Source organism: Metapseudomonas otitidis (genome assembly GCF_900111835.1).
GTDB lineage: Bacteria > Pseudomonadota > Gammaproteobacteria > Pseudomonadales > Pseudomonadaceae > Metapseudomonas > Metapseudomonas otitidis.
Map to the genome: position 1 here is coordinate 1 of NZ_FOJP01000028.1, position 22,041 is coordinate 22,041.

11 protein-coding genes are annotated in these 22,041 nt (G+C 64.2%); 5 read left to right on the plus strand and 6 right to left on the minus strand.

What is annotated here, in order from left to right; all coding sequences use genetic code 11:
* The 5 genes from BM198_RS29960 to thiI all read right to left on the minus strand — a co-directional run.
* The coding region (locus BM198_RS29960) for a hypothetical protein (RefSeq protein ID WP_139233719.1) at window positions 1-514 on the minus strand (514 nt) is incomplete at its 3' end.
* Entirely contained in the window at window positions 511-9,723 is a 9,213-nt protein-coding gene (locus BM198_RS27090) for a two-partner secretion domain-containing protein (RefSeq protein ID WP_167368497.1), read from the minus strand. The genes BM198_RS27090 and BM198_RS29960, both read right to left, overlap by 4 nt.
* A gap of 122 nt (window positions 9,724-9,845) precedes the next feature.
* A complete protein-coding gene (locus tag BM198_RS27095; RefSeq protein ID WP_244165744.1) occupies window positions 9,846-11,501 on the minus strand; it encodes a ShlB/FhaC/HecB family hemolysin secretion/activation protein in 1,656 nt (551 codons plus the stop codon).
* A gap of 225 nt (window positions 11,502-11,726) precedes the next feature.
* Window positions 11,727-13,544 carry a translational GTPase TypA gene (typA, locus tag BM198_RS27100; protein WP_044405428.1) on the minus strand — a complete coding sequence of 606 codons (1,818 nt, stop codon included), beginning with the start codon at window positions 13,542-13,544 and terminating at the stop codon, window positions 11,727-11,729.
* Between the two features lie 129 nt (window positions 13,545-13,673).
* Window positions 13,674-15,128, minus strand: a complete 1,455-nt coding sequence (gene thiI, locus BM198_RS27105) for a tRNA uracil 4-sulfurtransferase ThiI (RefSeq protein ID WP_074973827.1) — start codon at window positions 15,126-15,128, stop codon at window positions 13,674-13,676.
* 331 nt (window positions 15,129-15,459) lie between these two features.
* On the opposite strand from thiI, the gene glnA reads away from it, so the two are divergent.
* From glnA to ntrC, 5 genes are all read left to right on the plus strand, one after another.
* Window positions 15,460-16,863, plus strand: a complete 1,404-nt coding sequence (gene glnA, locus BM198_RS27115) for a glutamate--ammonia ligase (RefSeq protein WP_044405511.1) — start codon at window positions 15,460-15,462, stop codon at window positions 16,861-16,863.
* Between the two features lie 197 nt (window positions 16,864-17,060).
* Window positions 17,061-17,612 (plus strand): DUF4124 domain-containing protein, encoded by a 552-nt coding sequence (locus BM198_RS27120; RefSeq protein ID WP_074973832.1) that lies wholly within the window; start codon window positions 17,061-17,063, stop codon window positions 17,610-17,612.
* Window positions 17,613-17,614: 2 nt separating this feature from the next.
* Window positions 17,615-18,232 (plus strand): DUF4124 domain-containing protein, encoded by a 618-nt coding sequence (locus BM198_RS27125; protein WP_074973834.1) that lies wholly within the window; start codon window positions 17,615-17,617, stop codon window positions 18,230-18,232.
* A gap of 189 nt (window positions 18,233-18,421) precedes the next feature.
* Entirely contained in the window at window positions 18,422-19,507 is a 1,086-nt protein-coding gene (gene glnL, locus BM198_RS27130) for a nitrogen regulation protein NR(II) (RefSeq protein ID WP_044405420.1), read from the plus strand.
* On the plus strand, window positions 19,504-20,940 hold the full coding sequence (gene ntrC, locus BM198_RS27135; RefSeq protein WP_044405418.1) for a nitrogen regulation protein NR(I): 1,437 nt from the start codon (window positions 19,504-19,506) through the stop codon (window positions 20,938-20,940). Before glnL ends, ntrC begins: the two co-directional genes overlap by 4 nt.
* Before the next feature lie 717 nt (window positions 20,941-21,657).
* Here the strand turns inward: ntrC and BM198_RS27140 are convergent.
* Window positions 21,658-22,032: a hypothetical protein gene (locus BM198_RS27140; RefSeq protein WP_232060772.1), complete on the minus strand. Its 375-nt coding sequence runs from the start codon at window positions 22,030-22,032 to the stop codon at window positions 21,658-21,660.
* Between the last annotated feature and the right edge of the window lie 9 nt (window positions 22,033-22,041).

Below are 22,041 nucleotides of genomic sequence, written 5' to 3' on the forward strand. Positions count from 1 at the left end.
AGAAAAAATCTTGCCCAGCTTGAGCAAGTGCTTTGTCATGTTTGCGGCCTTTTTTGGCCACTACGGCGATGGTTTGGCGCAGAGCTTCGTCGTCACGGCGAAGCACCAGTTGGAATTGATGCCAATGGAAATGCGGCGTCTTGACGTCATCTTTTTCTTTGAGTTCAGCATGGGTCAGCCAGTCGAAGATTTCTGGGCTGTCGCTGAGCAAGCCATACAAAAATGACTCGTAACCAGCAAAGGCATCTCCGCAAGGTTCTGCCTCCTGCTCAGCGGCCATCAAGAGTTTGCAGTAAACATAGAAACTCTGCTTTAGGCCACGCAAGTCATCATCAATAAAATAGGACTTCAACCCTCGAAACTCCAAGAGTGGTGCAATGTTTCGAAGAACAGATCCCTTCTTGAGTTTGTGATACTCATTCAGATATCGGTGCACCCGCTCATTCGTCGAATCATGCAAAATGGCCAAAACGCTAGTTAGCCACTCTTCACGCGTTTCCTTGATTTCGCTCATGGCTTCACCTTCACGATGACCATGCCGTTGCTGTTAACACCAGAAACAACGGTCGTTAGCTTTCCTGCTTCTTTGGCTGCCAAGATTTGATCTGCCACTTTTACCTTAACCGGATCTTTTGTATCTCTGAGTGCCTGAATCCGACTTTTTATCCAGTCATCGGACATTTGTGTCTTCAATCCAGTTCCTTCATTACCACTGCTCAACTTAATCGAACCATTCGCCTGCAGCGGCTTCACCTCATTGACGATCACCTGATTACCCTTGATATAAACTCCATCAAAGCAGTTGGTCCCACACTTACCATCAAGCGCTTTAAAACCATTGCGCTCAAAATAGCTGTTGGAGACCGTTTCTCGCACCACACCTGCTGCGCCGCTGCTCAGTGAGTCCAGTTTGCTCAACGCATTTATCTCTTTTGTGTTCAATCCTGCTGGAGTTCCCACACGAGTGACTTGTTGTGCCGAGATATTGCCACCACTGGACATGGCAATTTCACCCGCATTGAGCACTTTACCGCGTTCCCACGCCCGCCCCATCGCATTGAGTGAGCCAACTCCGGCACCTTTGACAACTGGCGCCACCACCAAAGCTGCATTGGCAAGGATCGCACCCTGTGCTTCATCGGCATTGTCAATCGGATATTGCGGCCCGCCTTTAACACTGCTGGCCAAACCTTTAGCTACACCTTTAGCAACATCACCAAGATCATCCGGTTTTTGTTTCGCGGTGTCCCACGCTTTTCCGAGCGCCCGTGTCTTGTCATTCCACTCTCTGCCTAAGCTATCTTTTGCGAAATCAATGCCGCCTGGGTTGTAGACGAACTTTCCGCTGAGCAATCCTGCGCTATTTATTTCGTTCTTTAGCTGCGCAAATAACTCTGGGTTGCTGGCCCGAAGCTGTATACCTGCCTCATAAATGGCCTGCCCATTTGCGTCATAGCCCCCCAACCCATTGATATCGCAGTTTTGCATGACACACAGTGCGGCTTTTAACTGGCCTTGTTTCTCAGGATCATCGCTCAGTGTCTGGATGAGTTTGATCTGATCATCATGCAACTGCCGGTTATACGCCGTCGCATTCTTCGCCAGCTCCGCAGCCTTGGCTGGATCGCCGCCAGTGGCAGTGGCTGCCGCAACACCGATCAGTTGCGACACCATCAGCTCCAGGCCTTTGTCACCTTTGATCACACCGGCAAGCTGTTCGATCAGCAGTTCGTTGGCACCTCCAGCCAGCGCACCTGTCTTGAAGTCGCCCCCCGTCGCCTCACTGAGCAAACCACCCATGACTGCATGCAGAGCGATTTTCGCGGGACTGCCGTCAGCCCAGCTGGCGTCTTTTGCAAAGTCGCCCACACCTTTGAAGACTCCCGCCTGCAGTAGGTGCTGCATTTGACTAGTCAAGGCTGTTTGCAGGTTGCCGCCAAGGCTGCCACCCTGGATCGCCGTTTGCGCGATGGCCTGCACCGCCCCCTGTGCACCGAGATAGGAGCCGAACTTGGCTAGATCACTGGCCTTGCTCAGATCAAAGCCTTTAGTGACTTTATTGATGTTATCGCCCTTAACCCCAAAGGCACTGTCCAGCATCCCCGATGTGAAGCCAGCAGTGATCGCCGAGGTAGCGTAGCCTTTTAGGTTATCGCTGGAGGTCACATCCTTCAGCACTGCCCCGAGATTGCCCTGATTATTGATGGTGCTGATAGCTGCATTGCTGGTTGCACCCGTAGCCGCTGCTGTAAGCGCTACGTTGGCCCAGCCGGCCGCAACTGTTGATCCCGCAGTAGCACCAGCAGCCACAGCCGACGCAGTAGCTGTTCCTGATGCAGCCATTGCAGTTCCTGAACCCGCTGCAGCGCTGGCACCACCTAAAGAACCAATACCCTGACTAAGCATCGGCCCCGCAAAATAGGCCACTACAATCGCAATAACCAACTGTGCCCCTGCACCCAACCCCGAATGGCTGTACTTGAAGGAGTCATGGATCTCCTTCACCCGGCGCCAGTCGACATCGCCGCGCTGCTCGACCTGCTTCAGCCAGGCCAGTTGCGGATCAGCGGCCACCATGGCGTCCACGGTCTCGCTGACAGTCTTCTGATCGATCTGCTTGATGTCGATCTTCAAGCCTTCAACCGCCTTGATGACGATTTCACCTTGGGCAATAAGCTGGCTTTGCAACAACGTTTCGTCCGTGCTGCCCTTCCCCTTCATGGAGTTCCAGGCGAGGTCGCTCTTGCTCTTCTCGTGACTCTCCTGGTGCAGGTCCTTCACCGCTTCGAAGGCGATTTCGCCGCCGCTGTCCAAGGTCAGGTTGCCGCCGCTCTCGAGGCGGGCGCGCTGGTAGAGCTGGTCGCCTTCGCTGGCAAGGGTCAGGTCGCTTCCGCTGGTGATCTGGCTGCCGACGTTGCGTACGTCGGTCACTTCGTCGCGGCGGGTTTTCTTGGCGCCGAAGCTGCCTTTCTTCTTTTTGTCGTAGAGGCTGTATTCGCTGTTCTGCGCAGCCAGCAGCTCGAGATCGCCTCCGGCGTACAGGTAGGCCTCGTCGCCAGCCTTGATCTGGCTGGCGACGACGCCCAGGTCTTCGCCGGCCTTCACCGATAGATTGCCGCCAGCGATGAGTTCAGCGCCCTGCTGGGTCACCCGGCTCTGCTCGATATTCTCTTTCTTACCGCGGCTCTTGCGGTGGGATTCGTAGTGGCTCTCATTGGCGGCTGAGCCGATCAGGACGTTGCCGTCGGATTTTACGGCCAGATCCTCGCCGGCCTTCACGCGGCTGGCTACCACGGCCAGGTCGCGATCACTGGAGAAGGTCAGATCACGCCCGGCGCTGACGTCGGAGCCGTATTGCGTGATCTGCTCGCGGCGGCTGCTGCCCTTGCGGTTCTTCTGGGTGCTCAGGTCGTGCTGCTCGGCCGAGACGATGAGCAGGTTCCGACCGGCATCGATCCGCAGGTCTCGCCCCGCGCTGAGGCCGCCACCGACGTTCTGCACATCGCGTCCTGCCCCCAGGTCCAGGTCGTTGAGGGCTTCGATACGCGCAGCACCGTCGACGTAGTCCTTGCGGTAGGTGTAGTTGCTTGCGCCGGACTCGAAGGTGGTGACGCTGCGCTCATTGATGATGTCGCCGCTGAGGGCTTTCACCGAGACATCACGCCCGGCAATGATCCCGCCCTGGGCATTGCGGATGCTCTCGGTGGCCAGGAGGCTCAGGCGTTCACCGGCCTGCATCGATCCGCTGTTGGTGAGGTTGACGGCACTGGCGCTGAGGTTCTGGCTGGCCTTCAGGGTGCCCTGGTTGTTCAGGCTGCCGCCGCTGATGAGGGTGACATCACGGCCCTGGATAAGGGCGCCGTTAGGTGCCACGCGGCCTTGTGCTTGGGCCAGGTAGAGCACCGGCACCAGGACCTTCTCGCCCCGTACTTCGTGCTCTTCCATCCACACGATATCGTGGGTCAGGGCCGCGACCTGCTCGGCACTCAGGCTCACGCCCAGGGCGAGGTTGAGCGCCTGCTTGCTGGCGATGGCGTTTTCCATCAGGTAGCGGAACAGTGCTTCATCACTGCCTAGACCGGCGAGGTAACGCTGGCCCGTACGAGCCACCACTGCCTCGCGGATCAATCGCTGTTCGTAAAGGCCATCGCCCAGGCGCTTCTGGGCCTTGTCCGGGTCATATCCCAGCTTGCCCAGTAGGTAGTCGGAGCTGAGGAAGCGCGTCAGATCGGCGAAAGCCGGGTTGGTTTCGATCAGGTACTTGTGGCCCTTGACGGGCACCTCGCCCAGGGAGACCTGGCCAACCCCCGAGGGGACTCGTGTGCCGGTATCCGTCGGGTTGCTGCCTGCAGCCTGACTGCCCTGCACCTGCCAGCCGCCGCTGTTGGCGAGGCTTTGCGCCTGGCTGGCGCCATCGTCATTGGCTGCCTGGGTGTTCAGGCGGAACAACCCGTTATCACCTTGCGGCAGGACGAAGCCAGGCAGGGTGAGCGGGTTGACCTGCCGTTGCTGCTGGTCGGGCGGCAGCTGGGCATTCAGCACGACCACGGGCTGTGCGGCTCGGTTCAGCGAGACATCTGCCCCGCGGGCCTGGCCATGGTTGATGGCGGTGTTCGGGTAGGTTTGCAGGTTGTCCAGGTTATTGCTGGCCTGGAGGGTGACGTTGCCGCCAGCCTGGATCACTGCGGGTGCGAGCACCTGCCCATTTCCGGAGGCGTTGATAGGCGCATCGATTCCCACGTAGTAGGCCGGGCTGAAGCCCGCCTTCATGGCCAGGTAGGCGGCCTCACTGAAGGTGGCAGCCGTGCCGTGCTGGACCATGAAGCTCTGTACGCGTGCCTGGTGGCCGTTGTAGACCCTGTTGGATTCCTTGGTGTTGGCGGTGATGACTTTCTGCACGCTCCCGGACATGGCCTGGGCGCCAATGTTCTTTATGTCACTGGCCTTGATGGCAATATCGTCGCGGGCGGACAGGGTGCTGTAGCGATTGGTGACCTGATCACCTTCGATCTGCAGGTTGGCGCCTGCCAGGATCTGGCCCGCAGGCGAGTCCTTGGAGATGACCGCCGCCCATTCTTCGTTCAGGGTCAGTTGGCCACGCTTGTTGCCCCAGCTCTTCTTGCAGTGCTGAACGCAGATCAGGTACGCCCGGGCCGAAAGCAGCTTACCCTCCATGGCGAACTCGTCCTTGGCGTTCAGCAGGGTGGCTGCAGCCAGGCGCATGTCCTTGGCGCTTTCCAGCGTAGCGGACAGGTTCTCGAGCAGGTCGCTGCGTGCCAGTTGGTCATTGCTGGCGATGCTCAAGGCCCCCAGGCTGTACACATCGGCATAGCGGTTGGTGAAGCGCTTGACCCGCAACGCCATGTCGTCGCCGCTGAAGATCAGGCCTTTTTCGTTGAGCAGCGATGGCGTCTCGAGGCGCAGCAGGCCGGCGCTGCCGAGGGTGCCGTAGTTGTCGAGGGTGCCGGCGCGGGCCGTCAGGCTGCCGGCAGAGGTGATGCGTCCCTGGTTGGCCAGCAGTCCGCCGACGGTGAGGGTGCTGGCCGCGCCTCCTGCGATCCGGGCGCTGCTGGCGATATCGAGGCTGCCTGTGTTCAGGGTCAGCTCGCCCAGGCTGGAGAGCTGTCCCTGGCCGGTGTAGGCGCCGCTCAGGTTGAGTGTGAAGCTGCCGTCACTGGCGAGCACGCCGTGGTTGGTCCAGTTCTCCCCGCTGCCGCTGAAGGACTGTCGTGCGACCAGCTTGCCGCTTGCGGTCTGGGTGAAGGTGCCGATGTCGAGGACCAGTTGGTCCGCTTCCAGCACGCCACTGTTGGTCCAGTTGCTGGCGCTGAGGTTCAGCCTGCCCTGGGTGCTGAGGTTGCCCCCGCCGCCCATGACCTGGGCGGTGCTGAGGCCGAAACGCCCGGCACCGGTGTGGACGATGCTGCCGCCGGTGCCGTAGAGGTCATCGACGTCCAGCGCCAGTTCGGCGTTGGCGGTTTCCAGGGTGCCGTTGCGGTTGTCCAGCGCGCTGCCGAGGATCCGGGTGCTCCCCGCCTGGCCCAGTGCCCGCAGGCGGCCGTACTGGTTGTCGATGCGAGCGGCGGCAAGGCGCAGGGTGCTGCTGCTTTCGAGCAGGCCGTTGCCGTTGCGCAGGGCGCCGGACAGGGTGAAGTCGATGCGCTCGGCGGCCACCTTGCCGCCCTCGCCTCCGCTGTCGGCCCGGTTGTCGAAATCGCCGGCGATCACGCTCAGCAGTTGGTGGGCGTAGAGGCCGCCCCCCTGGTTCTGGAGGGTGCCAGTGCCCAGGTCGATGCGGGTTTCGCCGCTGAGTGCAGAGAGATGCCCACCCTGGTTGTCCAGGGCCTTGGCGGTGACGGTCACGGCTTGCGCCTGGGCGGTGCCCGAGGCGTTGTCGAACGCTCCGCCACTGGTGGCGGTCAGCCCGCCCTGCACGCTGTTGAGGACGCCACCGTGGTTGTCCAGGTCGCCCGCGCTGTGCAGGTCCAGCTCGCCTTGTGCGGTTTCGATGCGGCCACTGCGGTTGTTGAGCGCGCCCTCCAGCCTGGCGACCACGCCCTGCTGGCCACTGAGGTTGCCGCCCTGGTTGTCGAGGCGTTGCGCCTGCAGGTCGATGAGACCTTCCTGGCTGTGCACCAGGCCATCGGCGCTGTTGTCCAGCACGCCGCTGAGCAGCAGGTCCAGGCCATTGCGGGCTGCCAGGGTGCCAACTGCGTTGTTCAGGTCGCCGGTGGTCAGCTTCATCAGCTGCTGGCTGATCAGGCTGCCGCCGCGGTTATCGAGGGCGGCAGCCTGGAGCACCAGCGGGCCGCCACTGGCCAGGCGGGCCTTTTGCGCGTTGAGCAACTGCCCGGTCAGGGAGAGGGTCATTGCGGCCTTGCTGGTCAGCTCACCCGCGCTGTTGTCCAGGCGGTTGGCGTGGATGCTGGCCGCCTGTTGGCTGCTGATCTGGCCGGTGCGGTTGTCGAGGGTATCGGCGAGCGTGAGGTTGAGATCGCCCACGCTGGAGACGACACCCCCTGTGCGGTTGTCCAGGCTCTGTGCGTCGACCGAGACCGTGCCCTTGCCGACCAGGGCACCGCCATCGCGGTTGTCCAGCGCGCCGCTCAGGGTGATCTGCAGGTCGCCATCACGGCTGGACAGGGTGCCCTGGCTGCGGTTGTCGAGGCTGCCGGCCTTGACCGTCAGCCCTTTCCAGCCGGAGACCAGTCCGGCTCCGGCATTGCGCAGCGCGCCTTGCCCCAGGTCGATGCCGAGCTGGCCCGTGCTGATCAGCTTGCCCTGGTCGCCGTTGTCGATGGCCTGCGCCGTCAGGTTGTAACCCTGGCGGCTGGATAGCTCGCCTCCCCGGTTGTCCAGTTTGGCAAGGTGTTCGAGGGTGAGCGGCCCCTTGGCACTGAGCAGGCCGCCACGGTTGTCCAGGTCGCCGTCTTGCAGGTCCAGGTGCACGGCGGCTTCGCCGATCAGGCGGCCCTGCTGCTGGATCAGGCGAGCCACGCTCAGGCTCAGGTCGCCCTTGGAGGACACTTCGCCTCCCTGGCTGGAGTCGAGGCTGGCCGCCTCGAGGTGCAGGCCGGCGGTGCTGGTGATCAGGCCTTGCTGGTTGACCAGCCCGCCCTGGAGGGTAAGGCCCAGACTGCCCTGCCCGTTGACCACGCCACCGGCGCTGTTGTCCAGGCTTTCACCCCGGACCACCAGCCGATCACGTGCGGTCAGTACGCCCTTGGTGTGGTTGAGCAGGCGCTGGACGGTGAGGGTCAGGCCCTGGTCGGCCGAGATAAGGCCGGCCTGGCTGTTGTCCAGTACGGCGGGGGCTTGTCCGGCTGTGGCCTGGGTGCGGATGTCGGCCTGGCCTTGGGTGGAGATTTCTCCGCCGCTGTTTCGCAGGCGCTCGCTGACGCGCACATCGATGCCTTGGCGAGCCGCAATCAGGCCACCGCTGAGGTTGTCCAGCTGCCGTGCTTCGAGGCTCAAATGGCCCTGACTGAGCAACTCGCCGCCCTGCTGGGCAAGGGTGTCGACCTTGATCTCGACATCACCCTTTGCCCCCACCTGGCCGGCGGCGCTGTTGCGCAGCTCGCGGGCAGTGACCTGGAGCGCACCCTCGGCCACGACACGGCCCGGCCCGGCGTTGTCCAGAACGCCCTCTACCGCAATGCTCGCATCGCCCTTGCTGCTGACCACGCCACCCCGGTTGTCGAGGCGCTGGCCGGTGATGTCCACGCGCTGATCGGCAACGACGGTACCGCCCTGGTTATTCAGGGCCGCCTTCTGCACCACCAGGCTGCCGCGGCTGCTCAAGGTGCCTTTTGCACTGTTGTCCAGCGCGTCGGCGCTGACGGTCAGGGTGCGGTCTGCGCTGAGCTGGCCACCCCGGTTGTCCAGCTGTCCGGCGTCAATGGTGGTCGCTGCTCGGCTGGAGAGCTCGCCGCCCTGGTTGTCCAGGCGCTGGGCGACCTTGATGTTCAGGGACTGGTCGGCGGCAATCGCGCCCTTGCGGTTGTCCAGTGATTCGGCATCCACCGTGACGCTGCCCTTGGACAGCAGCAGGCCGTCGTCGCGGTTGTCCAGCGCCTTGGCCGCCACCCGGGTGTTGGCCTTGCCGCTGATGGCACCTGCGCGGTTATCCAGCGTGCCGGTGAGCGCAGCCTCGAGGTCTCGGCTGGCCACCACGGTGCCCTGGTTACGCAGGGAGCCGCCACTGAGCTTCACATCACCCGTGGTGTTGCGGCTGTTGTCGCGATTGACCCCCGCTTCGATCACGCCCTGGTTGCCGAGCTGCTCGGCCTTCAGGTCGATCTGCGCGCCGGCCGCCAGGCTCCGGTCTTTTTCCAGCGTCAGGCTCTGGGCCGCTTCGGCTTTGACGTTACGGCCGGCGTAGGTCTTGTTGCCCAGTTCGATCGATTGCGCCTTGAGGGCGATATCCCGGCTGGCGACGGCCTGGGAGAGGGTCAGCTTGCCATTGGCGTCGATCTGGATGTCGCCGCCGCTGGCGGCCATGTCGCCGGCCAGTTTGACGCCGACGCCCTGTTCGGTGCCGACGAGGCGGATGGCGCCGGCGTACATGCCGCCCAGGGCGCTGCTGTCGATGGCCAGTTGGGGTTTGTCGGTGCCGTCGTCGGCCTTGGCGGTGGCGGCGAGGGTGGTGGCGTCGACGTCGTTGCGGCCGGTGACCATTGCCAGTTGCCGGGCGTGCAGTTCGGCGTTGATCTGGGCGCTGCGGGTGATCAGTTCGAACTGGTCGACGTTGCTGGCGTTGAGCCCCTGCCCTTCGATGCGGATCTGTCCGCCGTCGACGTCGTAGCGCTTGAGGGCGCCGTTCTCGACCACGGGGGCGCCGGTGCTGAGGGTGGCGCGGGGGGTGTTGATGAAGCCGCAGCCGTCGCAGGTGATGCCGTGGGGGTTGGCGACGATGACGTGGGCGCCCTGCCCGGCCACTTCGGTGTAGCCCTTGAGCTGGCTGGGGTTGGTGCCGGTGACTTCGTTGAGGATGACGCCGGCGGCGCGCCCGTTGAGGTTGGGGTTGCCGAGGATGTAGCCGCCCAGTTGGGTGCTCTGCAGTTTGTTGGTGGCGTTGTTGAGGATGAGCCCCTGTTCGCCGACGTTGTAGTCGCTGAATTTGTTGTGCGACAGGCCGTTGCCGTTGGGCGTGGCGATGTTGACCACGGGTACGCCGTTGGCGGCGGCGCCGAGGCTGGTGTTGCCGCCGGCGGCGGCGTCCACGGCGAGGTCGGCGGCGGTGCTGACGATGGGGTTGAGGAACATGACGCCGATGAGCACGGTGGCGATGTTCTGGAAGAAGGGGCTGCGAACGTCCATGTGGTGGGGCTCCGGGTAACGCGAAATCAGTAGAACAGGTCGATGCGGGCGTAGATCGGGTGCTCCTGGCGTTCGATGACGTCAGGGCGTTCCAGGGACCGCGCGAAGGTGAGCGAGACGGCCAGGTTCGGGCCGCGGGCGCTGAATTCGAGGGCGTTGCCGCTCAGGCGGCCATGGCTGCGGGCGTTGTTGCGGTCGCCCTGGATCTGGCCCAGGTCGTAGGCGAAGGCGAGGCCGTACTGGCGCACGAAGGGCTGCAAGGGGGCCCAGTCCACGGGGCGGGTCCAGCGCAGTTGGTTGCGCCAGTAGCCGCCGCTGTTGCCGGACAGGGATTGGTCCTTGAAGCCGCGCACCGAGCTGAGGCCGCCGATGCTGATGCGCTGGGGGCTGTTGAGTTCGTCTTCGCTGCGCTGGTAGTTGATGAGGCTGTCGAAGCTGAGGTTTTCCCCGAGCAGCTGAAAAGGCTGCAGGTAGCTGGCGGTGAGGCTGTATTTGTCGTAGCGGGCGTTGGTGCCGCTCTTGCCGTCGATGCGGCTGTTCTTGGCGTCCAGGGCGCCGATGCCCTGTTGCCAGCCGAGGTCGAGGTTGACGAAGGCGCTGCCGAGCCGGCGGCCGTGGTTGAAGCCCAGCTGGGTTTCGGTGATGCGCGGGCTGGAGCTGTCCAGCAGGGCGTTCTCGATGTAGTTGCGGGTTTCCAGGTGGGCGAGGCCGAGGCTGAGGCCGGTCTTGCTGACGCTGTCGCGGTGCAGGACGCGGTCGGCGCGCAGTTGGTGGGTCTTGCTTTCGCCGTCGGAGACGAAGGGGAAGCCCTGCCCTTGGGTGCGGGTGCGGTAGTAGCTCTGGCTGTAGGCGTAGCTGAAGCTCCACCAGCCATACGGCAGGCTGTAGGAGAAGCTCTGGTTGGCGGAGTGGCGCCAGCGGTCGCTGACGGCGTCGCCGCCGGCGCGCAGGCTGAGCTGGTCGGCCAGGCCCAGGGGGCTGTCCCATTCCAGGCTGGCGCCCCACTGCTGTTCGCCGGTGCTGCGCTGGCCGTCGTTGTGGCGGTTGACGCCGACCCGCCAGGGCTTGCCGGGCTCGCCCTTGAGCTGGACGCGGCTGCCGCCCACTTCGCTGCCGGGCACCAGTTCCAGTTCGGCAGGGCGCGAGGGCAGGCGGTTGATCTGCTCCACCAGTTGCTCCAGCTCCCGCAGGTTCAGCGGCTCGCCGGTCTGCGCCGGGGAGGCCAGGGCCAGTTCGCGGTCGCTGGCGATCGCCGAGCCTTCAACGCCCTCCAGGCGACCTTCGACGACGATGACGTCCAGTTCGCCGTCGGCCAGGTCCTGCTGCGGCAGGTAGGCGCGGGAGGTGACGTAGCCGCGGTCGATGTAGTGCTGGGTGATGGCCTTGAGCAGGTCGTTGAGGCGCCCGCTGTCCAGGCACTGGTGTTCGAAGGGCTTGAGCAGTTCGCGCTGGCGCACCTCGCTGATCAGGTGCACGCCCTGCAGGCGGATGCGCTGGATGTCGAAGCACGGACCCTGTGCCTGGGGCTGGCTGGGCGCCACCGGCTCGGCACGGCCGGGCAGTTGCTGCAGTTCCTGCAGGCGCTTGCGCTGCTCTTCCAGCAGCCGTTCCTGACGGTCGCGGATCAGGTCGCGGTCGCCGGGGGACGGCACCACGGGATCGGCGGCGAGGGCAACCTGCAAGGGCCACCAACATCCCCACAAGAAGGGAAATAATGTCCAACTCCGCACGCCGTGCCGCTCCTGAACGATTGAATGATCGAGAGCGGCAATGAAAACAGCAGGCAAAGTGCCAACAAACAGCAAGACGTCCGACCGAACCTATGGAAATTTCCGTATCTGGCAGCCGATAACAAAAAGCCCCCGCCGGATCGCTCCGGCGGGGGCTTTTCAGTTACTGATCGGAGATCAGACCTTGCTGCGCTCGTAGCGCTTGCGGTCGTTCTCGTTCAGCATTTTCTTGCGCAGGCGGATGGACTTCGGCGTCACTTCCACCAGTTCGTCGTCGGCGATGAATTCCAGCGCCTGTTCCAGGGTGAACTTGATCGGCGGAACCAGGGCGATGACTTCGTCCTTGCCGGAAGCGCGCATGTTGTCGAGCTTCTTGCCCTTGGTGGGGTTGATCACCAGGTCGTTGTCACGGCTGTTGATGCCGCACAGCTGGCCTTCGTAGATCTCGTCGCCCGGGGCGAGGAACAGCTTGCCGCGGCTCTGCAGGGTTTCCAGCGAGTAGGTCAGGGCGGTGCCGGTGGCCATGGAGACCAGTACGCCGTTCTGACGGTTGGTGACTTCGCCGGCCTTGATCGGGCCGTAGTGGCTGAAGGTCGAGGTCAGGATGCCGGTGCCCGAGGTCAGGGTCAGGAAGTTGTTGCGGAAGCCGATCAGGCCACGCGCCGGGATGGTGTATTCCAGGCGTACACGGCCCTTGCCGTCGGGGATCATGTTGGTCAGATCGCCCTTGCGCAGGCCCATCTGCTCCATCACCGAGCCCTGGTGCTGCTCTTCGATGTCGATGGTGACGTTCTCGTAGGGCTCCTGCTTCTCGCCGTCCTTCTCGATGATCACCACTTCCGGACGGCCTACGCCCATCTCGAAGCCTTCACGGCGCATGGTTTCGATCAGTACGGACAGGTGCAGCTCACCACGACCGGAGACCTTGAACTTCTCGGCGGAATCGCCCGCTTCGACGCGCAGGGCGACGTTGTGCAGCAGTTCCTTCTCCAGGCGGTCCTTGATGTTGCGGCTGGTGACGAACTTGCCTTCCTTGCCGGCGAAGGGCGAGTCGTTGACCTGGAAGGTCATGCTCACGGTGGGTTGGTCGACGGTCAGCGGCGGCAGGGCTTCGACGTTCTGCGGGTCGCACAGGGTGTCGGAGATGAACAGTTCGTCCATGCCGCTGACGCAGACGATGTCACCGGCTTCGGCTTCGGCGACTTCGACGCGCTGCAGGCCGGAGTGACCCATGATCTTCAGGACGCGGCCATTGCGCTTGCTGCCGTCGTCGCTGACGGCCACCACCGGGGTGTTGGTCTTGATCTTGCCGCGGGCGATGCGGCCGATGCCGATCACGCCGAGGAAGCTGTTGTAGTCCAGCTGGGAGATCTGCATCTGGAACGGGCCTTCGGTGTCCACCACCGGGGCCGGGACGTGGTCGATGATCGCCTGGAACAGGGCGTCCATGTTGTCGTCCATCTTCTCGTGGTCGAGGCCGGCGATGCCGTTCAGGGCGCTGGCGTAGACGATCGGGAAGTCGAGCTGCTCGTCGGTGGCGCCGAGGTTGTCGAACAGGTCGAAGATCTGGTCGATGACCCAGTCAGGACGCGCACCCGGACGGTCGATCTTGTTGACCACGACGATCGGACGCAGGCCGGCCTTGAAGGCCTTCTGGGTCACGAAGCGGGTCTGCGGCATGGGGCCGTCCTGGGCGTCGACCACCAGCAGCACGGAGTCCACCATGGACATCACGCGCTCCACCTCGCCACCGAAGTCGGCGTGGCCGGGGGTGTCGACGATGTTGATGTTGTAGCCGTTCCACTTGATGGCGGTGTTCTTCGCCAGGATGGTGATGCCGCGCTCTTTCTCCTGGTCGTTGGAGTCCATCACGCGCTCGGATTCCGCTTCTTTGCGGTCGAGGGTGCCGGAGAGCTTCAGCAGTTTGTCTACCAGGGTGGTCTTGCCATGGTCGACGTGGGCGATGATGGCGATGTTGCGCAGTTTTTCGATCACGGGTGTATCTCGATCAGGGGATTCGGTGTGCCGCTGAGTCTAGGCGGCCTGTATGAAGATCAGTCGATTCGGCGCGGCCGCCGGTCGGGGGGGCGGTGACGGATGCTGCCGCCGTAGAGCCCGGGCTGTTTAAGCCGGGCGATAAACGCGCACATTCGTATGCCCCTCGCTGAGCAGGTGGTGGGCGTGGAGGCGGCTCATGACGCCCTTGTCGCAATACAGGAGGTACTGGCGGTTGGCGTCCAGGTCCTTGAAGCGGCTGTTGATCGCGTAGAAGGGCAGCGTTTGCACGTCGATGCCTTCCAGCGCCAGCGGCTCGTCTTCCTGGGCGTCGGGGTGGCGGATGTCGAGGATGATCTGCCCCGGCAAGGCTTCGCGCACTTCCTCCACCTGCAGGTCTTGGCCCATCTCGTCGATCACGCGGTCGATGGCCACCAGGCGGGCGCGCTCCAGGGCGCGCTCCAGCACGGCCATGTCGAACTGCTCTTCCTCGTGCTCGATGCGGCCCGGCTTGGCGCGGGTGGTGGGGTTCACCGAGATCACGCCGCAGTATTCGGGCATGTGCTTGGCGAACTCGGCGGTGCCGATGCGGGTGGCGGTGTCGATGATGTCCTGCTTGTGGCTGGCGATCAGCGGGCGCAGCACCAGCATGTCGGTGGCCGAGTCGATCACCGAGAGGTTGGGCAGGGTCTGGCTGGACACCTGGGAAATGGCCTCGCCGGTCACCAGGGCGTCGATGTGCAGCTTCTTCGCCATGTGGGTGGCGGCGCGCAGCATCATGCGCTTGAGCACCACGCCCATCTGGCTGTTGTCGACCTTGCCGAGGATCTCGCCGACCACTTCCTCGAAGGGCACGCTGATGAACAGCACGCGCTGGGAACGGCCGTACTTCTCCCACAGATAGTGGGCCACTTCCATCACGCCCACTTCGTGGGCACGGCCGCCGAGGTTGAAGAAGCAGAAGTGGGTCATCAGGCCGCGGCGCATCATCTGGAAGGCAGCGACGGTGGAGTCGAAGCCACCGGACATCAGCACCAGGGTCTGCTCCAGGGAGCCCAGCGGGTAGCCGCCGAGGCCTTCGTGCTGGTGGTGGATGACGAACAGGCGCTGGTCGCGCACTTCCATCCGCACTTCCACTTCCGGGTTCTTCAGCGAGATGCCGGCGGCACCGCATTCGCGACGCAGGCGGCTGCCGACGTGGCGCTCCAGCTCCATGGAGCTGAAGCCGTGCTTGCCGGCACGCTTGCAGCGCACGGCGAAGATCTTGCCGGGCAGCTGGTCGGCGTAGTGCAGCTTGCACTTCTCGAAGACGTCGTCGAAATCACCCAGCGGGTATTCGTTGATTTCCAGGAAATGGGTGATGCCCGGCGTGCAGCTCAGGCGCTCGATCATCTCGGCCAGCAGCTTGGGCTCGGTGCACTGGGTCACCAGCTCCAGGTTGTCCCAGACGCCAGACACCTCGACATCCGGGTCGAGGTCGCGCAGCACGGACCGGATGTTCTTCGCGAGCTGGCGGATGAAGTGCTTGCGCACCGGCCGGCTCTTGATGGTGATTTCTGGGAAGACCTTGATGATGAGTTTCATGGAAAAACTGCGCCCGCAAAGGCGACGGAAAAAGAGGGGCGCGGATTATAGCGGAAATTGTTCAAGCTTTGACCAAAATCAATCACGCACCACAATCGAGCACCAATAAGGTGCACGACACATCAAACCGGCACGTTTATGGTGCGCAAAACTGTGCACAAACCGGCCGCAGTCCCCGCCCCGCCTGAGCTGTGGGGCTCCGGCCCATTCCTGGGCACTGGCACGCAAATTGCTCCCTTGTGAGGCAGGTCGCCCTGGCGGACTATCCCGCCCCGGCTTCACCTTTATTGGGGGTCGCATGAATGCCGCCCTCATCCACCTGGAGGACAACATGTCGAAGTCGCTTCAACTGATTAAAGAACACGACGTGAAGTGGATTGATCTGCGCTTCACCGACACCAAAGGCAAGCAGCAGCACGTGACCATGCCGGCCCGTGACGCCGACGACGATTTCTTCGAACACGGCAAGATGTTCGACGGTTCGTCCATCGCCGGCTGGAAAGGTATCGAAGCCTCCGACATGATCCTGCTGCCGGATGACAGCACCGCCGTCCTGGACCCCTTCACCGAAGAGCCGACCCTGATCCTGGTCTGCGACATCATCGAGCCGAGCACCATGCAAGGCTACGACCGCGACCCGCGCGCCATCGCCCGTCGCGCCGAGGAATACCTGAAGTCCACCGGTATCGGTGACACCGTATTCGTCGGTCCGGAGCCCGAGTTCTTCATCTTCGACGAAGTGAAGTTCAAGTCCGACATCTCCGGCTCCATGTTCAAGATCTTCTCCGAGCAGGCCTCTTGGAACACCGACGCCGACATCGAAGGCGGCAACAAGGGCCACCGTCCGGGCGTGAAAGGCGGCTACTTCCCGGTACCGCCGGTCGACCACGACCACGAAATCCGTACCGCCATGTGCAACGCCCTGGAAGAAATGGGCCTGGTGGTCGAAGTTCACCACCACGAAGTGGCCACCGCCGGCCAGAACGAGATCGGTGTGAAGTTCAACACCCTCGTTGCCAAGGCTGACGAAGTCCAGACCCTGAAGTACTGCGTGCACAACGTCGCCGACGCCTACGGCAAGACCGTGACCTTCATGCCGAAGCCCCTGTACGGCGACAACGGCTCGGGCATGCACGTTCACATGTCCATCTCCAAGGATGGCAAGAACACCTTCGCGGGCGAAGGCTATGCCGGCCTGTCCGATACCGCCCTGTACTTCATCGGCGGCATCATCAAGCACGGCAAGGCGCTGAACGGCTTCACCAACCCGTCCACCAACTCCTACAAGCGTCTGGTGCCCGGCTTCGAAGCCCCGGTCATGCTGGCCTACTCCGCCCGCAACCGTTCCGCCTCGATCCGCATCCCGTACGTCAACAGCCCGAAAGCCCGCCGCATCGAAGCGCGCTTCCCGGACCCGGCTGCCAACCCCTACCTGTGCTTCGCAGCCCTGCTGATGGCCGGCCTGGACGGCATCCAGAACAAGATCCACCCCGGCGATGCCGCCGACAAGAACCTGTACGACCTGCCGCCGGAAGAGGCGAAAGAGATCCCGCAGGTGTGCGGCAGCCTGAAGGAAGCCCTGGAAGAGCTGGACAAGGGCCGTGCCTTCCTGACCAAGGGCGGCGTGTTCTCCGACGACTTCATCGATGCCTACATCGAGCTGAAGAGCGAAGAAGAGATCAAGGTGCGCACCTTCGTGCACCCGCTGGAATACGACCTGTACTACAGCGTCTGATCCAGTCGCCTGCCCAGGCAGCGTGCCGCACCAGCGGCACGTTTCGAGAGGCCTCCTTCGGGAGGCCTTTTTTCATCCCTGCAACCATGTTCCCGGCCCGGGTTTTCAGCGACACCGCACAGCACCGGCAGCCCGAACTTGCCAGCACCGCCCACCGGTGCAAGGCTTAGCGCCATTCCCATCCGGAGAGACCGGCCATGCGCCCCATGCTCGCCTGCCTGCTGCTGACGCTCGCCCTGCCCGCCAGCGCGCAGATCTACAAGTACACCGACGCCAACGGCCACACCGTGTTCACCAACCAGCCGCCGGAAGGGGGCAAGGTGGAAACGGTCGACCTGCCGCCGACCAACACCGTCGAGGCCCAGAAACCCGTTGCCCCGCCGCCGGTTACGCCCGAGAAGAAGGCCAGTGCCGCCTACGAACAACTGAGCCTTGAATTGCCGGATGAAGAGGCCCTGCGCGCCAATAACGGTACCTTCAGCGTTCCGGTACGCATAAAGCCACGCCTGCAGCCTGGCCACAGCCTGCGCCTGGTGATGGACGGACAACCCTACGGCGAGCCAGCCAATGTGCCCCGCTTGCAGGTGGTCAGCGCGGACCGGGGCGAGCACAGCCTGGCTGTCCAGGTGCTGGAGGGTGACAAGGTGGTGCAGCAGAGCGATGCCCAGACCTTCACCCTGCAGCGGGTCAATACCCATAGCCCGGCCCTTCGCCCGAAACCTATTCCCAAACCCACTCCCAAACCCTAGTCATGCGCACGCTCCTGTTCTGCCTGCTTCTCGCCAGCCTGCCCGCCGTAGCCCAGGTCTACACCTACGTCGACGAGGAGGGAAACCGCGTCTTCACCGACCAGCCCAAGCCCGGCAATGCCAAGCGCATCGAACTGGCACCCTCCAACGCCATGACCCCGCAGCGCGGCGCGCCGCTGGTGGCGCCGCCGGCCCCCATCCCCCGCGAACAGGGCTACCAGGTGCTGCGCATCCTGATCCCCGAGCCTGATGCCACCGTTACCGGCGACGGCGGCCTGATCGTCACCGCCACCAGCGATCCGGTACTGCGCGACGGCCACAACTACCGCCTGGTGCTCGACGGCAACGTCCAGGGCGAACCCGGTCGCAGCCCGGTCTTCCCCCTCAGCAACCTGGACCGGGGCACCCACCAGCTGGCGGTGGAGATCATCGACACGCAGGGCCGCGTGGTGGAGCGCACCCCCAACCAGCCGGTGCACGTGAAGCGCGTGTCCCTCGACCAGAAGCGCCGCGTGAAACCCTGCAAGAAAGCCGACTGGGGCGTGCGCCCCGAATGCCCGCTGAAGGACAAGCCGAAAGAGCCGGACAAGGGCATCATCGGCATCCTGCCGTTCCTCTGATCGCACCTCGCACCATTTCGGTGCGAGCAGGCGCACCACTTTCTATACTCTCCCCATTTTGGTTCGCCCGCTGCGCCCCGGCATGCGCCGTCGCGTGGCCGGGCACCGCTGTGGGCGGCATTCCGCGCGTCTTTTCAGGGCTTGGTTTGCTTCTTGCATTTTCCCGCGCATCGCCGAGATGACCGACCCATGACCATCAACGACGCCCTGCATCGACTGCTGCTCGACAACCTGACCACCGCGGTGATCCTGCTCAATGCCGACCTGCGCCTTGAGTACATGAACCCGGCGGCGGAAATGCTCCTGGCCGTCAGCGGGCAGCGCAGCCACGGCCAGTTCATCAGCGAGCTGTTCACCGAGTCCCCCGAGGCCCTGGCGTCCCTGCGCCAGGCCGTGGAACAGGCCCACCCCTTCACCAAGCGCGAGGCCATGCTGACCTCGCTCTCCGGGCAGACCATCACGGTGGACTACGCGGTGACGCCCATCCTCAACAAGGGCGCCACCCTGCTGCTGCTGGAAGTGCACCCCCGCGACCGCCTGCTGCGCATCACCAAGGAAGAGGCCCAGCTTTCCAAGCAGGAGACCACCAAGCTGCTGGTGCGCGGCCTCGCCCACGAGATCAAGAACCCCCTGGGCGGCATCCGTGGCGCTGCCCAGCTGCTGGCCCGGGAGCTGCCCGAGGAAAGCCTGAAGGACTACACCAACGTCATCATCGAAGAGGCCGACCGCCTGCGGAACCTGGTGGACCGCATGCTCGGCTCCAACAAGCTGCCGCAGCTGGCCATGACCAATGTCCACGAGGTGCTGGAGCGCGTCTGCAGCCTGGTGGAGGCCGAGAGCCAGGGCGGCGTCAACCTGGTGCGCGACTACGACCCGAGCATCCCGGACGTGTTCATCGACAAGGAACAGATGATCCAGGCCGTGCTCAATATCGTGCGCAACGCCATGCAGGCCCTGTCCGGCCAGAACGACCTGCGCCTGGGCCGCATCACCCTGCGCACCCGCACCCTGCGCCAGTTCACCATCGGCCACACCCGCCATCGCCTGGTGGCCAAGGTCGAGATCATCGACAACGGCCCGGGCATCCCCCCCGAGCTGCAGGACACCATCTTCTACCCCATGGTCAGCGGGCGCCCGGACGGCACCGGCCTCGGCCTGGCCATCGCCCAGAACATCATCAGCCAGCACCAGGGCCTGATCGAGTGTGAGAGCCACCCCGGCCACACCGTCTTCTCGCTCTTCCTGCCGCTGGAACAAGGAGCCGCATCCTCATGACCCGAAGTGAAACCGTCTGGATCGTCGACGACGACCGCTCCATCCGCTGGGTGCTGGAAAAGGCCCTGCAGCAGGAAGGCATGACCACCCAGAGCTTCGACAGCGCCGACAGCGTGCTCAGCCGCCTGACCCGGCAGCAGCCGGACGTGATCATCTCCGATATCCGCATGCCCGGAGCCAGCGGCCTGGACCTGCTGGCGCGCATCCGCGAGATGCACCCGCGCCTGCCAGTGATCATCATGACCGCCCATTCCGACCTGGACAGCGCAGTCGCCTCCTACCAGGGCGGCGCCTTCGAGTACCTGCCCAAGCCGTTCGACGTCGACGAGGCCGTTTCCCTGGTCAAGCGCGCCTTCCAGCACGCCCAGGAACAGCAGAACCTGGTGGCCCCGGCCAACCAGCCGCGCACCCCGGAAATCATCGGCGAAGCGCCGGCGATGCAGGAGGTGTTCCGCGCCATCGGCCGCCTCAGCCACTCCAACATCACCGTGCTGATCAACGGCGAATCCGGCACCGGCAAGGAGCTGGTGGCCCATGCGCTGCACCGCCACAGCCCACGCGCCGCCTCGCCCTTCATCGCCCTGAACATGGCGGCGATTCCCAAGGACCTGATGGAATCCGAGCTGTTCGGCCACGAGAAAGGCGCCTTCACCGGCGCGGCCAACCAGCGCCGTGGCCGCTTCGAGCAGGCCGACGGCGGCACCCTGTTCCTCGACGAGATCGGCGACATGCCCGCCGACACCCAGACCCGCCTGCTGCGGGTGCTGGCCGATGGCGAGTTCTACCGCGTGGGCGGCCACACCCCGGTGAAGGTGGACGTGCGCATCATCGCCGCCACCCACCAGAACCTGGAAAACCTGGTGCAGGCCGGCAAGTTCCGCGAGGACCTGTTCCACCGCCTCAACGTCATCCGCATCCACATCCCCCGGCTGTCCGACCGCCGCGAGGACATCCCCGCCCTGGCCCGCCACTTCCTCGCCCGCGCAGCGCAGGAGCTGGCCGTGGAGCCCAAGCTGCTCAAGCCGGAGACCGAGGAATACCTGAAGAACCTGCCCTGGCCGGGCAACGTGCGCCAGCTGGAGAACACCTGCCGCTGGATCACCGTGATGGCCTCGGGCCGCGAGGTGCATGTCGACGACCTGCCGCCGGAACTGCTCACCCAGCCCCAGGACGCCGCCCCGGTCACCAACTGGGAGCAGGCCCTGCGCCAATGGGCCGACCAGGCCCTGGGCCGTGGCCAGTCCAGCCTGCTGGACACCGCCGTACCCGCCTTCGAGCGGATCATGATAGAGACCGCCCTGAAGCACACCGCCGGCCGCCGCCGCGACGCCGCCGTGCTGCTGGGCTGGGGGCGCAACACCCTGACCCGCAAGATCAAGGAGCTGGGCATGAAAGTGGACGGTGCCGACGAGGACGACGGCGACGACGCCTGACCCCTCCCCGCCTCCAAGGCCGCCTGCGGGCGGCCTTTTCATTGGCAATCGCTCTGCAACAGGTCTTTCAGCGCAACAGGCCCTTGCCCCGCACCTGTGCAACCGCTCGATCGGATGCCCCAGCCCTGTGCCGAAGCGCGGGCTCAGCGTCTACCTGTCAGAACCCCTTTCAGCCCTCCGCAAAGGCACTGCCTGAAAGGCTACAAGCCGCGTATCCACTGGCTTTCAGCGTTATCCACAGCCAACAGAGCCACGCCGGAACGCAACTTGGCACAGCCTCTGCATTGTTCCTGGTACGTACAGTTTCAGGGGCCCTTGGTACAGGCAGGCCGAGAAGCCCCCTCTTTATATGCACCACCCGCTGCCCGGTCCCGCGTCGAGCCCCGCTCCGCGACCGAACAGCGGCAAACCCTTTCGGGGGCCCAGGTACAGGCAGGCCGGGGATTCCCCTTTCTTACAACCGCTCGCCGCCGTCGCCCCAGGCACGGCAACGGGCAAGACCCTTTCGGGGACCTTGGTACAGGCAGGCCGGGGAATCCCCCTTCTTACAGCCGCTCGCAGCCGCCGCCCCAGGCGCGACAACGGGCAGACCCTTTCGGGGACCTTGGTACAGGCAGGCCGGGGAATCCCCTTTCTTGTAGCGCTCCAGCCACGCACCGTGGCGAGCAGCCTTCAGGGGCTTCGGGTACAGGCAGGCCCGGAGCCCTTTTCTTTTCCCTACCCTTCGTGCAGGTCGATGGACAGGCGCCACTGGCCGTCCACCCAAGCCCCCTGCCACTCGCCCTTCAACGGGCGCATGGCCACGAAGTGCAGCACCGCCCCGGCGGGCGTCATCTGCAATCGCCAGTTCACCGGTCGCCCCGCCATCTGCAGGCGCCCCTGGGCCGACTGGGCACGCGCCTCGAAGACGAAGGCCAGTGCGCCGTCACGGTGCTCGGCGGTCTGGCGCGGCGTGCGGTTGAACCACAGCACCAGGCCACCCTCGGCCACCTCGATGCGCTCCAGGCGGGTGGGCTCGGGTTCGGTGAGGCGGCCGATCATCATTCCCAGCAGCAGGCCGAAGATCGCCAGCGAGCCGATGAAGCGCGGCAACAGACGCCT

Coding starts and splice junctions, on each gene's coding strand:
- thiI (WP_074973827.1), bottom strand. CDS start 15,128: ATGAAACTCATCATCAAGGTCTTCCCAGAAATCACCATCAAGAGCCGG.
- glnL (WP_044405420.1), top strand. CDS start 18,422: ATGACCATCAACGACGCCCTGCATCGACTGCTGCTCGACAACCTGACC.
- glnA (WP_044405511.1), top strand. CDS start 15,460: ATGTCGAAGTCGCTTCAACTGATTAAAGAACACGACGTGAAGTGGATT.
- BM198_RS27125 (WP_074973834.1), top strand. CDS start 17,615: ATGCGCACGCTCCTGTTCTGCCTGCTTCTCGCCAGCCTGCCCGCCGTA.
- BM198_RS27120 (WP_074973832.1), top strand. CDS start 17,061: ATGCGCCCCATGCTCGCCTGCCTGCTGCTGACGCTCGCCCTGCCCGCC.
- ntrC (WP_044405418.1), top strand. CDS start 19,504: ATGACCCGAAGTGAAACCGTCTGGATCGTCGACGACGACCGCTCCATC.